The sequence below is a fragment of the Paenibacillus rhizosphaerae genome (assembly GCF_014192015.1).
Classification (GTDB): Bacteria; Bacillota; Bacilli; order Paenibacillales; family Paenibacillaceae; genus Paenibacillus_AQ; species Paenibacillus_AQ rhizosphaerae.
In genome coordinates this window covers 1,365,106-1,377,929 of sequence record NZ_JACHXJ010000002.1, presented here as the reverse complement: position 1 = coordinate 1,377,929, position 12,824 = coordinate 1,365,106, and the positions used below count along the sequence as shown (strand labels likewise).

The following is a 12,824-nucleotide window of genomic DNA, read 5'->3' as shown; positions in this document are numbered from 1 at the left end:
TCAAGGTCTCATTAATATGAACACAACTTAGCATATCCGTTCACCGAGGTCAAGATTCCGTTTTACGGAAGCATCAATTCAGGCTCAATGTTACCATTAACGGTAGATGGTCTGAGGCTGCCGGCATCTTATGAATGACTTCAACGGAAGTAACCTCTATATTCCGGCTGGTAAAAATGTAATCAAGCTGCAAAACGGGACGTAACGATGGAAACGTATTGCAAGGCGTTTTTGCCGCCATATAACAATCCTGAACAATTCCCGCTATGGTGCTCCATGCCTTACCTCCCCGTTTCATATTCCAATCTCCCGCGATGACAACAGGCGAACGATCCTCCTTAATTTTGCCCGCAATAAATTCAATTTGTTGATTACGTCTGCGTGGATTCAGACTGAGATGGGTGACATACATTTTGAGTGGCTTATCACTTATGACTACATCTGCTTCCAATAAAGATCGGCCTTCGATCATACCGGATTTCATAGGATGATTTTTCTCCGATACAATGGGATAACGAGACAAAAGGACATTTCCATATTGTCCAATCATGTTGCCCTTCTTTTTCTTGATGGTGATCGCCGCCCCAAAAGCCGCATTCATCTTTAATCGTCCGGCTAACCATGATACCTGATCCAAGTAATGACTTCTTTTGGAGAAATACCTGTCGACTTCATTTAGAGCGATAAGGTCAGGCTCACTTTCTTCTATTGCTTCAGCTATTCTGTTCAGGTTTATTTTTCCATCCATCCCCTTCCCATGATGAATATTGAAAGTAACAACCTTTATTTGCAATTCAATCCCCTGTCTTTCTGTTTTGAAATGAACGTTTTGAGCATTTTGAACATAGCTATGGCCAGAATCGCCGATGACTCCATTGTATTCTTGACGACATGTTCCGTAAATATCAGGGGAAACGAATCATGAAAAATCCCAAAGCGAAAACAAAAAAAGCCCGAAAACACGCGGTCTTAAAGCGGTATGTTCTTGAGGGCTTACCACTATCACGCCCTTAAGGCGGCTATATTGCGGCGAACATCAAATGATATTGTGTAAATAATTGCACCCCTTAGAATAGATATTGGACTAACCATCTAGGTAAGCCGATCCATCATAAGGGGCGTTGATTGCTTCAATATTCTCTTCTAATAACTTCTGCTGGTCTTGTTTACTTCTCTATAACCGGAATCCACAATTCACCATATACGATGCCATCTCGCCATCCCATCTCAACCGTTGCATTGGGCCCGCCAACATAGGCATAATGTTCGGCCGCTGGCAAGACTTGACCAAAGGCAATGCCGAAAGCGTATTACTCAACTCATCAGCTGACTTCCCCTCGCCTTTAACGACGAGGTATTGCCCCTTAGGGAATTGGATGACTCTGTGTTCTTCTTCAGCTCCGTTCCAATACCAAGAACATTAAAGCTTTCTTTTTCCTCAAAGGTATACATTAGCATGAATTTCAGCTCCTTTTGTTGAATGGATCCAATGATTTGTTTATTCTCTTGATAGGTTGATCATAACCATAAATCAATTCAAAATATGATCGTGTTTAGAGAGCATGCGATGGTTAATCTGTTGTTAGCAGAAATCTATTGGAATCACGAATAGGCTGGGGCGGTCATGTCTCGGCTTGTTAGATTCTGCGGCCTTTTGGACGCAGTGCCCAGGAGGCAATGCCAAGCGCGGCATAGAAAAGCGGAAGAATAACATGGAATCCACCAGCCCCATAATCATGAGCGAACACATGAGATAAGGCCGCACCCGTCATTAGAAAAAAGATACCGCTATAAGCCCATTCCTTCAGACGTGGGAAACCTGGCATGACGATCGCAAGGACTCCAAGCAATTTCCAAGTCCCGAGAATATTCGTGATATATAACGGGAAACCAATATCGGTCACTAAATCGACATTGCCACCATATCGCATCAATTGCCCGATCCCGCTTAATGCAATAGAGAATGCGAGAATGATGGTGACGGTCCAATAAGCGGCTGTCCTTCCGATATGACGGGATTCAACCTTCGCGATCTTTTCATTACGGGTAATTGTATTCATTTCTATTCCTCCTCTGGTTTCGTTTATTTAATTCTTCACAACCGGAATCCACATTTCCCCATATACAAGGTTGTCACGCTGCCCCATCTCAACCGTTGCATTAGGGCCGCCGACATAGGCGAAGTTATCGGCTTCCGGCAAGATTTGACCAAAGGCAAAGCCGGTAAGCATACGACTCAAATCATCGGGCGTCTTCCCTTCGCCTTTAATGACGAGATATTGACCTTTAGCGAATTGGATCTCTCTGTGTTGTTCCGGTACCGGTGCTTCTGTCATGACGCCGATATAATACATTCTCTTGCGGTTTACCAGTTCGTTCACAGCAAAGACGTAGTCGTTCGCCGCGACAGCCTTTAAAGCGTCAAGCCTTCCATCCTGCTCCACTGTTAGCCTAAAGTTCTCCTTCTCCTTGTTCATGCCCGCATAGTCCGTGTACTCACTCTTCAGTTCCGTTCCAATCCCTACAACGATTAAGCTGACTTTCTCCTCAAGGGTATATGCGACCATCATCTCAGCTCCTTTTTTCGATTTGATCAAATCATTTGTTTACTTGATGGGTTAATCATAACGATTAATCATGTCAAAAAATGATACTGTTTAGAGGCCGATCAAAAAGTAGAACGGATTCACATGATCATGCGGTACGTCTCGGCAACCGCGCATTTTACCATTTCGGAAATCACGCATGAATGAGATTAAACCACGAACGTTTCCATAAGAAACGAAACGACCGTTCCCCGGGAGAGTCCCGAGAAACGGTCGCAAGTCAAGCCGCAGTGATCAGCTAAGCAGTTAACGAACGGGTGTGTAGCGAAGCGCCATGACGCCGGAGCCGAAGGGTTTAATCTCGGTCAGCTTTAGATTCAGTCGATCACGAACTCCCCCCAATAATTGGGGACCACGTCCCGCAACGATCGGCTGTACCAGGAAGTGATACTCATCCACCAAGCCTAGTTGTGCCAGGGTGGAACCGAGGCCGGGACCGCCGTTAACGACTAGATTCTTCCCTTCTGCCGCTAGTCGTGGCACCTCCTCGGAAACAGGCCCTTTCAACAAGAAAGAATTCTGCCACGACACGTGATTCAGCGTTCGCGAGAAGACGTACTTGGGTTTCCGATCGAGCTTGCGTGCGAAGTCGACCAAGAATCGAGGTCCGTCGCCGCTGCTGGCCATGGCTGGCCAAGCGCTTTCCATCAGCTGGTAGATTTCACGACCGAAAAGCAGACCATCGGACTGGTCCATCAGGCCGACCGAATATTGGTGGAGCTCTTCATCCGCAATCGCCTGCGTGTGGTCACAGCAACCGTCCAGTGTCACATTCATCATCAGAATTACACGTCCCATATACAGCCTCCTTATGACTACAGTTTATCATCCAAAAGCAGGCACGGTTTCTCGTGGATTGCTAATGTGCACAGTCCGGGCTAGACCGAATACAACTATAGTAAAACGGAGGATGGTAAATTGAACTACAACAAACGAAATATATTCATGTCACCTTACAAGACAGGTATGTGCCAATCGGCCGCTGGAAGTCAGTCCAGAACGCAAACTCCTCTTCATCGGAGATCGTCCACTCGATATTGCCGCGCTCGTCCTCAATGTACCCGTCCAAAGATGCGTTACCAGCGTATATCATTTTACCCATCCCAATAACGCCCTCTAATTTTCAGTTTTCTTTACGAGAGCAAGACCTGCTTGTTCTGCCAAAAACCGGCTTAGGCCGACCATTTCTTCCATTTCCACAGGAGTCACTCCTTCCCATGATCATAAATAGCCAGGCGTCAGGATATTTAATCGAGTTTATGGTTGTATCGCCCCAAGATATATATCCATTCACCCATATTTATCGTTGTGATCTTTATCTATAATCCAATTTATAACAAATGAATACTTTACATGGATTTTTTATGTATTTATACAAAATAAAGTTTATTTAGTAAATATCGGCATTCCACATTATGACCTTCCCGTTATTGATTATTTATGAAGCCCATCAAATCGCAGATCATACTTGCTTCCGTGCAAAAAGCTCACCCTGTATATTGCTTGGAGTGTTTGATACAGAAATAATCCCCATGAGAATGGCAATAAAATGACAAGGAAAATCGATAGTATCCGACTAGGTATGTGACTAAGTGCACATTTGAATTGAAGCAGATGAGCATCCGGTATTCATTCTAAAAATTTAAGTAAGGAGGTGATAAAGTATGGTAGATGCAAATGAAATATTAAAGAATAGCCGTCGTTTTGAAAAAACCTGAGGTCATTGAAAAGTTAAGCTTGAGGCTTCTTCACAGACTGTATGCAGCTCCGGCACATACGAATTTTATTGCAAAGGCGATGGTAACGAATTCGAAGTAAAAACCGTAATATCCGGTGCTTTTATTTACTAGATTATAAGGAGGATTGAGATGTTCAAATTCAAAAAAGTATTAGGTCTGATGCTCACGTTTTCTTTGGTTGCGCCCTTTAGCGCAGCGGCCGCGGACGGGACAGGCAGCGTGAACATACCCAATCGGTACAACACCCCCTACTCTGTCGATGACGATGAGATCTACATCTTCGCGGTTAACTACAAACCGTTCGAATATGGCGCGGACGAGAGCGACCACACCGGCGGCGATAAGGTATTCAACACGATCATCGGCGACAAGCTCCGGGAAGCTTTTCCGGGACTGAAGATCAAGTACGGCACCTGGGATTACCCGGTCCGCTATGAGGATCTGGATGCGGCCGGGGTCGTACCCGACATCGTCATTGATAATCCGTACAACCGGATCGACCGTGACCTCGAGCCTCTTGGCTGGGTCCAAGACATGACTCCTATGATTGAGCAGAGCGGGATCGACCTGAGCTCGCTCAACCCGGCGGCCGTGGAGATGGTAAAGTCACGGTCCGATGGCGGGATCTACGGCGTTCCACTATTTATTGACGACTATATGCTCTACTACAACAAGAAGATCTTCGATAAATTCGGTGAGAAGTATCCGACGCCGGGCATGACGTACGATGAGATCTTCAAGCTGGCCAAGAAGCTGACCAGGCAGGACGGCCTCGACGCCTACAAAGGATACATGCAGCATCCCGATAACTACATGCAGTATAACCAGCTCGGGCTGTATCCGTTCCAGCCGACCGACAGCGAGGAGCCCGCACCAGAGGACGTGAAGGTAGACATTACGTCACCAGGGTGGAACCAGTTGGGAGAGAATATCGATCGCTTCCTCTGGCTTCCACGTAACGGGTTCACTACGGTCACCGACTTCCTCAAAGGTGACATGAGCCGTCCCGGGCATGTCGCGATGGCGGTAGACTCGTTGCAGAAGCTGCCGGCATACGTTGGTGACGACCTCTTCATCAAGGATGAGGATGAAGCGGAATACCATGAGTGGTTGAAGAGTATCGATGTCGGCGTCACGTCGGTGCCAATACTCAAGAAAAATTCAGAAACGACGTACCAGCCCAACACGATGGCTGCGTTCATTCCACCGCAGGCGCGCCATAAGGAGGAGGCCCTCCAGATTGTGAAATGGCTGGTGTCGGAAGAAGGACAGGTCGAGCTGTCCCGCCATGCCATCAAGGGAGTCCTGGAGACGCCAGCAGTCGTGAACAGTTTTGGTGACGACGTGCCGGGGCTGGCCAACGTCGATACTTCGGGTGTTTACTGGGGTTCCAATGCTGTCGTACAGAATTACCAGAACACCGAGTACTGGGATATTCCGCTGTATTCCGTGTTCCGTCAGCACGTGTTGACAGACGCGATGACGGTTGAAGGTGCATTGACCGTCACCGAGACCGAGGATATTCCCAAATACATTAAATCCCAGGTGAACGCAGGTAAAGACTGGTAACATAACCACACCCGCACCGCCCGGTGCCGCGGTTCGCCCACTGGAAGTAGTGGAGAGCGGTCGCCGGTAGTGTGCCGCGCAAGAAGCAGCTTAAACCGTTGAGGAAATACGGGAAATCAACGTCAGGCGTCTGCGGCCTGGATAGATTTTTCCATAAAAAGCCGGCAGTTGGGATCCTTATTCCCGTCTGCCGGTTTTTTTATGGATTTCGGTTATCTATTAGCTATCCTATCCATCTACGTCCTCTTAATCTACGACAACAATGTCATCTAACCGCCTGGTAATCGAGACCAATGGCCCCAGAATCAAAAGTTTTATTTTCGATAAGTTTAAGATTGACCTTCTCTTTGAGGCCTTGGAATAAGGGCAACCCACTGCCGATCAGGACAGGAGAAACCGTGATCTTATACTCATCAATTAAATCAAGCTCCATAAGGTAGTGCGCGAACCTGGGACTGCCGAGGATGACCATATCTCCGCCTGGCTGCTGTTTTAGGTTCATGATCTCTTCTTTTACATTATTTTTCACCAGTCTGGAATTGTTCCACTCGACGTTCTCCAGGGTTGTGGAGAAAACAATTTTATTTGTTTTTTCGATCCACTCGGCATGATCCAGTTCATGCTGCGAAGCTGATGGGTTCGAAGGCACAGATGGCCAGTAACTGTGCATCATCTGATAAGTCCCACGTCCCCAAATGACAGTGTCGGCAGTACTCAGAATTTCTTTCGCGTGTTTCTCCAAATCAGCATCGTAGGAAACCCAGCCGATGTCCATTTCGCCGTTTGGCCCTTCTACAAACCCGTCAAGCGATGAATGCAAAAATAGCACCAGTTTTCTCATTGTCAGTTCTCCTTTGTTCATGTGGTATCCTTACCATTAACTACACTTTACAACATTTCAGTTCAAGCTGTTTATTATGGATTGCTAATTTAAACTGCCCATTGGCATCATGAAGCTGACGATCACCGCCGAGTTCCCAGTAGCTTAGCGGCAAACAGACTACAAATTCATCCGATATACCCCGGCTTCACCGAGAAAATCTTTTCTGGTCAGTTCTTTTTCTCCAAGCAATTTCCGATAGTGCGTTATCGTACCATCATGTGAAATCATGAATATTTTTTTATAGCTTTCCCCGATCCACTCTAATAACCGTGCAGCATATCCTTCAAAAATATCTTGATCAATCCTATTGATCCCTTCTTTCCAGCAATCCAAATGGAAATCAAGAATTTCAGTATCTCTGTACAGATTTGTAATTTCAGCTTTTGAAAGAATATGATCACATGCTAAAAAGGGAAGTTCGGGGTTCTGAGGAAACATTCTCGGACCAACAAATGGAGAAATAATAAAGTCCATACCGTTTGTGATAATAGTTGCCGTCTCAATAGTACGTTTAGTTGGACTTACAAGAACTAAATCACCAGGATCAATTGTCATTTCATTTCGCAGCTGCGTTACTTGAAATTTGCCGTACTCCGTAAGACCAGGATGCAGAGTATTCAACCGATTTGGATAATCGTTGAGATGTTCTCCGTGACCGTGCCGAATAAATATGAATTCCATTTTCCGTCCTCCTGACATCAAATCCGATTAGGTATTCTATAATTGTATGGAGCAATCCTACCCGTTAACTTCGCTTACCTGATTTTGCAGTATCATTTAATCGCCAACTTCGCCATTGATAATCGGCACCTACATCATTTCTGATAAAATAACGTAAAACGTCCCGGCACCGAAGCTCCTTCGGTGCCGGGACGTTCTTATTAGTTAGTCGCCATATGGCCGGCTACTTGCCCAGATTTGCGCTCCACAGCTCAATGAGTGCCTTAACGCTCCGATTGAGCGTCGTTTTTGCTTGATCCGAAACCTCTTCCTGCTTCTGCTCATTATTCAGCTGCTTCAGCAAGTTCTCCAGATGCTTGATCCCCTGCTTCCAGTCCGGCTTCTTCTTACTGACCGCATCAGCTGCATGCTCAAGCTCCTTATCCAGCTGCTTCAGGATTTTCTCGTCTATCTGTCCGGCTGAGCTAAACCCATCCAGCAGCTTGCCGATGGCAGGAGCGTTGATCGGGGCGGGGAGAACTGTAAAATTGTCGTAGCTCGTTTCATTCATGAACGTCCGCATGCCGACTTTGCCGTGTGTAAACGGTCTGCCGCTAAGGTCCGTATAATCGATAACCGGCTTGCTCATATCATCGACATACACTAGAATGCGGGCACCTTGCACAACGACTTTCACATGCTTCCATTCGCCTGTCTTCACCTCGAGCGGCACCCCTGTCAAATAGGTCCAGCTGTAATTTAACTTGCCGAGATGAACGCCCTGTTTGTTCAGGTACGCGACATATCCTTGCACGAAATCCGCATTGTTCTGATCCAGTTCCTTGCCGTTAGCCGGATTGCTTGCCCGGAACAGAATACCTCCGTCACCGGTATCACTAATCAGCTTGATATCGGACTCCACGCTGTAATCCGACCAATTGGCATCTCCGATCAACGTTTTCCCGAAGCTGCCGACTGCTGCCTGATATTCGCCGGTATGAGCAACTTTCGTTTCGACCGGATTTTGATGAATCCGTATTCCTTGGAAGTCGAATTCACCTTTCACGGTTTCGACCTTCAAGGTATGTGCCCCCGCCGGGAGATAGATGCCTTGCTTCGTTGTTGTCGCCCAGTTCTCCCAGGTGACGGAATTCGGAATATCGACTTCACCGGTTAGATCGGTTGCATCGTCGAGCCACAGCCGGACTTTCGCACCGTCCATCGATGTAGCGGTCACGAAATCGACGTTGTACACGCCAGCCTTGGCAATATCTACGTTGTAGGCCAGCCATTCGCCGGTAGCGTTCCACCCCACATTGTAGCTGCCGCCCGCATTTCGGCGGATGTCGACCGCATCATTCCGGTATTCCGTACCGATGTTAGCGGGAGTCAGATCATGGTAGCCCGTCCCTTCGCCGCCTGCCTTATAATCTGCAGCCTGGATAAATCCGGGCAGCACATGCGGCTTATCGAATTGGGTGAGCGACAGTCTCGTCATGTCAAACTCGCCTTTGACAATTTCGACCTTCAGCTCATGATCGCCGGCAGGTAGCTGAATACCGGACTTCGTCACCGACTTCCACTTATTCCAGTCGCCGGAAGCAGGAACGCCCAATACGCCCGTCAAATCAGTCGTGTCATCCAGCCATAACCGGACTTGTGCATCCGTGAACGTCGTAGCTGCCCACAAGTTGAGATCGTACAGTCCCTCGTCCGCGACGTGGATGTTGTACTTCAGCCATTCGCCTGTTTGATTCCAGCCTACGATCTGATCGCCGGATGCAGCGGATCGAATATCGACGCGATCCTCGCGGTATTTGCCGCCAATATTCGCAGGAGTCAAATCATGGTAGCCTATGCCTTCACCGCCGGGCTTGTAATGCTCGGCTTCGATGACGCCGGGTACAGGTATCGGCTGATCCGTCCTTGTCAGCGCTATATCTGCAAAATCAAATTCTCCGCGGACCGTCTCCGCCTTCAGCGTATGCTTGCCTGCCGGCAGCGTAACACCGGATTTGCGCACCACATTCCAAATGTTCCAGTCACCGGTCTTCGGAATGTCCACGATGCCGGTAAGATCTGTCGTATCGTCCAGCCAAAGCCGGATCTGACCTCCATCCAGCGTAGTAGCCACTTTGAATTCTGCGTTATAGGTTCCGGCTTCCGCAACGTCAATGTTAAACTTCAGCCATTCGCCCGTCTGGTTCCAGCCGACGTTGTAACCCCCGTTGACCGGATTGGAGCGAATGTCGACCGAATCTCCCCGGTACTGGCCGCCGATGTTTTGGAGTGTATTCTCATGATAACCGACACCTTCACCGCCGGATATATAATGGACCGTTCCAATCGTACCCGGGATCGGATGATAAGCGTCATAAGGCTGCTCGTCCTCGGCGATGTCGCTCTTCACGCTCCAGAAGCCTTCATACCGCTGCCAGCCGTCATCCTGGCCATCATCGAAGTTCTCATAAAGAACCGGAACATCCATGTGTCGGTGAAACGACAGCTTGTCCAGTGAGAGAGTGCCCGATTTAACAGCAACTTTCAAAATATGTTCACCCGCCGGCAGGTCTACCGCATTCAGCTGTGCTGTTTGCCATCCTTCCGAAGCGTCAGTGTCTGCTGTCAGCTCAAACTCTCCCAGCGGCTGTCCACCATCCAGAGTGAGCTGCACCTTGCTGCCCAGGGATGCATCCGCATAAGAAAGATCGATATCGTATTTGCCTGTTTCCGCGATGTTCAGCCGGTACTGAAGCCACTCGCCCTTCTCAAAAGCGGTGATATGCGAGGTGCTGTCATCTGCTGTTCCCGTATCCACGCCATCACCGCGATAACCGCCAATTGTATCCGGTGTCTGGTCGTGATACCCGACCCCTTCGCCGCCTGACAGGTAATGAACGGCCGCGACTTGACCCGGAACCGGTTTCGCGGCGTCAAAATCGCTGCTTCCGTTCACATCGTTGCTGTAAGCGACATAACCGAAATCAGCCTTCGCGTTCTCCGTGATGTAACCGATGCTTCCTCCGCCAAGCATGACGCTGCGCGTCTGCTTCTGCATACCGTCGACGTAGATCTTAAACGTATCTCCTGCTTTCTCAACCCGGATATTGTGCAGCTTCGTATAATCGTACCCTTCCGGCAGCGGGCTCTCTACCCATCCCAGATCGGAGCCGTTCACCCGGAACTGCGTCTTCAGCGAATTGCTCGCCGGATCTAACAGCGCTGTGCCATAATCGTTATCGCCTTTATAGGAGAATACGACCCCTAGCCGCGGGCTGTCGGTATCGCTGGACTCAGCCAGCTGCAAGTTAAATTCTGCTGTATAGCTGCTTCCGGTAGCAGAAGTGGTCATCAATTTGCTTGTACCGGCGGCTTGCTGCCGCAGAAGGCCGGAATCTACGCTCCAGCTGCCACTGTCCGCATTCGTCCACGCCGTGCCGAGTTCCGCTCCGTTGAACCGGTCTTCGAAATCCGGCATCTCCGGATCCGGCTGCTCAGTTGTCGTCGGTCCTAACACCGACATTTTATCCCCGTTGAACACGATCCGATCCATGCCCATATGTCGAAGAGGTCCAACAATGCCCGGTCCTTCGAGATTATGGTAGATGATATAGCGGGCATCCAGGTTTGGGCCAACGACGACCGTATTATGGCCGAGTCCGACCGTCGGACCTTCCGTACTGATCAGAATAGGGTTATCCGGATCACGTACGAATCCCGTGAGCGGGTTTGTGCTGACCGCGTAATCGACCCGGTAGCCTTTGCTGAATACATGGTTACCCGTGTACGTCATATAGTATTCGCCGTTCCGTTTGAACAACGTAGAACCTTCCGTCCAACCGTTCATACTTGCGCCTGTATTGACGCTGTTACCGATCGTCGTCGGCGTAGGCATTGTCGCTGCGAGAATTCCCTCTCCGTTCGCATGATAGAAATACCACTTGCCATCATCGTCAATGAAGACGTTGCCATCAATCGAATGACCCAAATTGCCCGTTTGCACCGTGAACGGACCGGTCGGGCTCTCACTGCGCAGCACGTAATGACCATTGCCGGCAGGAGAAGTATACATGTAGAAATATCCGTTCCAATAAACGACTTCGGGAGCGTAGGCTCCCTTCGTAACCGGATCGGTTGCGGCCAATCCTCCATAGCTCCAGTTGACAAGGTCTGGAGAGCTCCACACTTTGACTCCGATATCGGTATCTCTCGTGCTCACATACAAATAATATGTACCGTTAAACTTCAATACGTAAGGGTCGCCAAGTCCATATTGTCCCCATTCGTCCGGCAGCGTTGCCGGATTCTTATAGGCGAATGCCGCCTGAGGCGCAAACAAGAGCAGCACACACAGCATGACCGCAATACCACGTCTCAACATCAAACTTATCACCTCATCGATTGATTTAAAGCGCTTTCATTGATGACTGATCCTGTTGACCTTCCCGTGATACCGTTTTCTTATCACCTCCATTCATACAATGAATTTGTAATACATCGAGAGTATATCGGCATTTTCCCGGCTAAGTCAATGGTTTATTTCAATTATATTGAAATACTCACACATTATTTTGTGTTTTTCAGTTTATCATACAATATTGTTGTAATAAATGAGTTGGATACGGGGTAGTAATTAGTTGTTTTATTCGTTGGTCAATCTGATCGAAAAAAAGGACCTAATCCACATTGGACCGGTCCCTGCTTCATTTTCAATTTCTTACGGCCTGGCGTTTTCGTTTATCTTCTCGAAATATGGTGCCAGCTTAGAAACCAACTGCTCGAACCGATGCTGTTCTTCTTTTGTGAGCTTCTCCTCATGTTTGACCCCATTTTCATCGGTGATCTTCTCACAGGGCATGATTGTCAGGTTAGCTGGCGCGGCGGGAGCGGGCAAACGTTAGCCCAGCAAGGGCCATGCCGGTCAGCCCCAACACGATAGCAATGATAGCCCCAGCTCGCCCGGCACCGGTGCCGAAATCACCAGTGAATATGGTCAAATGCACCACAGCGTAACCTAAGACGATCAGCCCCAACACCATGGCCACGATGGACCCGTTTCGCCCACCGTTGCCGATACGGCGGACAGAGCGGGCGAGAGACAGCCCACCGATAACTGCGCTGATCAGCCCCAAGACCGCGTCCAACGTGGCCCAGAGCCGCCCGGTGGTAAATCCGTATACGACATTACCGTGGGTTGCTTCAGCAGAGGCTATCGTTGGAGCAAGGAGTAATGCAGAAAGTATTACGAATGAAACTAGCTTTATTTTCATTTGTTAATTCCCCTCTTTATTGTTTTTTTCATCATGGATCAACAAGTAAGATTTGCTTATTACCAAAACCTGTGAAAAAATCATTGCGGAAACGAAA

Annotated in this window: 10 protein-coding genes and 1 pseudogene; 1 reads left to right on the top strand and 10 read right to left on the bottom strand. The window is 48.4% G+C overall.

The genetic code is table 11. From position 1 onward, the window contains the following. Positions 1–73 precede the first annotated feature (73 nt). The 6 genes and pseudogenes from FHS19_RS14915 to FHS19_RS14890 all read right to left on the bottom strand — a co-directional run bounded on the left by FHS19_RS14915 (position 74) and on the right by FHS19_RS14890 (position 3,708). Positions 74–793, bottom strand: coding sequence for an endonuclease/exonuclease/phosphatase family protein (locus FHS19_RS14915; protein ID WP_183582550.1), 720 nt, complete (start codon positions 791–793; stop codon positions 74–76). A gap of 373 nt (positions 794–1,166) precedes the next feature. Next, positions 1,167–1,396 (bottom strand): annotated as a pseudogene (locus FHS19_RS14910) (effector binding domain-containing protein); the annotation flags it as partial. A 241-nt stretch (positions 1,397–1,637) separates the two neighbouring features. Beyond that, a complete protein-coding gene (locus FHS19_RS14905; RefSeq protein ID WP_183582549.1) occupies positions 1,638–2,060 on the bottom strand; it encodes a DoxX family protein in 423 nt (140 codons plus the stop codon). A 27-nt stretch (positions 2,061–2,087) separates the two neighbouring features. Next, entirely contained in the window at positions 2,088–2,567 is a 480-nt protein-coding gene (locus FHS19_RS14900) for a GyrI-like domain-containing protein (RefSeq protein ID WP_183582982.1), read from the bottom strand. A 285-nt stretch (positions 2,568–2,852) separates the two neighbouring features. After that, complete coding sequence (locus tag FHS19_RS14895; protein ID WP_183582548.1) at positions 2,853–3,404, bottom strand: dihydrofolate reductase family protein; 552 nt, start codon at positions 3,402–3,404, stop codon at positions 2,853–2,855. A 145-nt stretch (positions 3,405–3,549) separates the two neighbouring features. Next, on the bottom strand, positions 3,550–3,708 hold the full coding sequence (locus tag FHS19_RS14890) for a dihydrofolate reductase family protein (protein ID WP_183582547.1): 159 nt from the start codon (positions 3,706–3,708) through the stop codon (positions 3,550–3,552). 766 nt (positions 3,709–4,474) lie between these two features. Between FHS19_RS14890 and FHS19_RS14885 the strand changes: the two genes are divergently transcribed. Then, positions 4,475–5,914, top strand: a complete 1,440-nt coding sequence (locus FHS19_RS14885) for an ABC transporter substrate-binding protein (protein ID WP_183582546.1) — start codon at positions 4,475–4,477, stop codon at positions 5,912–5,914. A gap of 265 nt (positions 5,915–6,179) precedes the next feature. Here FHS19_RS14885 and FHS19_RS14880 read toward each other — a convergent pair whose 3' ends face one another. The 4 genes from FHS19_RS14880 to FHS19_RS14865 form a co-directional block, all read right to left on the bottom strand. After that, on the bottom strand, positions 6,180–6,755 hold the full coding sequence (locus tag FHS19_RS14880) for a dihydrofolate reductase family protein (RefSeq protein ID WP_183582545.1): 576 nt from the start codon (positions 6,753–6,755) through the stop codon (positions 6,180–6,182). Between the two features lie 159 nt (positions 6,756–6,914). Next, positions 6,915–7,478: a phosphoglycerate mutase family protein gene (locus FHS19_RS14875; protein ID WP_183582544.1), complete on the bottom strand. Its 564-nt coding sequence runs from the start codon at positions 7,476–7,478 to the stop codon at positions 6,915–6,917. Positions 7,479–7,701: 223 nt separating this feature from the next. Next, a complete protein-coding gene (locus tag FHS19_RS14870; RefSeq protein WP_183582543.1) occupies positions 7,702–11,838 on the bottom strand; it encodes a carbohydrate-binding protein in 4,137 nt (1,378 codons plus the stop codon). A gap of 487 nt (positions 11,839–12,325) precedes the next feature. Then, positions 12,326–12,727 (bottom strand): DUF6223 family protein, encoded by a 402-nt coding sequence (locus FHS19_RS14865; RefSeq protein WP_183582542.1) that lies wholly within the window; start codon positions 12,725–12,727, stop codon positions 12,326–12,328. Between the last annotated feature and the right edge of the window lie 97 nt (positions 12,728–12,824).

What these genes read in the sequence shown, in the direction of transcription:
- FHS19_RS14905 (WP_183582549.1), bottom strand. Translation starts at nt 2,060, where the DNA reads ATGAATACAATTACCCGTAATGAAAAGATCGCGAAGGTTGAATCCCGT.
- FHS19_RS14900 (WP_183582982.1), bottom strand. Translation starts at nt 2,567, where the DNA reads ATGGTCGCATATACCCTTGAGGAGAAAGTCAGCTTAATCGTTGTAGGG.
- FHS19_RS14895 (WP_183582548.1), bottom strand. Translation starts at nt 3,404, where the DNA reads ATGGGACGTGTAATTCTGATGATGAATGTGACACTGGACGGTTGCTGT.
- FHS19_RS14890 (WP_183582547.1), bottom strand. Translation starts at nt 3,708, where the DNA reads ATGGGTAAAATGATATACGCTGGTAACGCATCTTTGGACGGGTACATT.
- FHS19_RS14885 (WP_183582546.1), top strand. Translation starts at nt 4,475, where the DNA reads ATGTTCAAATTCAAAAAAGTATTAGGTCTGATGCTCACGTTTTCTTTG.
- FHS19_RS14880 (WP_183582545.1), bottom strand. Translation starts at nt 6,755, where the DNA reads ATGAGAAAACTGGTGCTATTTTTGCATTCATCGCTTGACGGGTTTGTA.
- FHS19_RS14875 (WP_183582544.1), bottom strand. Translation starts at nt 7,478, where the DNA reads ATGGAATTCATATTTATTCGGCACGGTCACGGAGAACATCTCAACGAT.
- FHS19_RS14870 (WP_183582543.1), bottom strand. Translation starts at nt 11,838, where the DNA reads ATGTTGAGACGTGGTATTGCGGTCATGCTGTGTGTGCTGCTCTTGTTT.
- FHS19_RS14865 (WP_183582542.1), bottom strand. Translation starts at nt 12,727, where the DNA reads ATGAAAATAAAGCTAGTTTCATTCGTAATACTTTCTGCATTACTCCTT.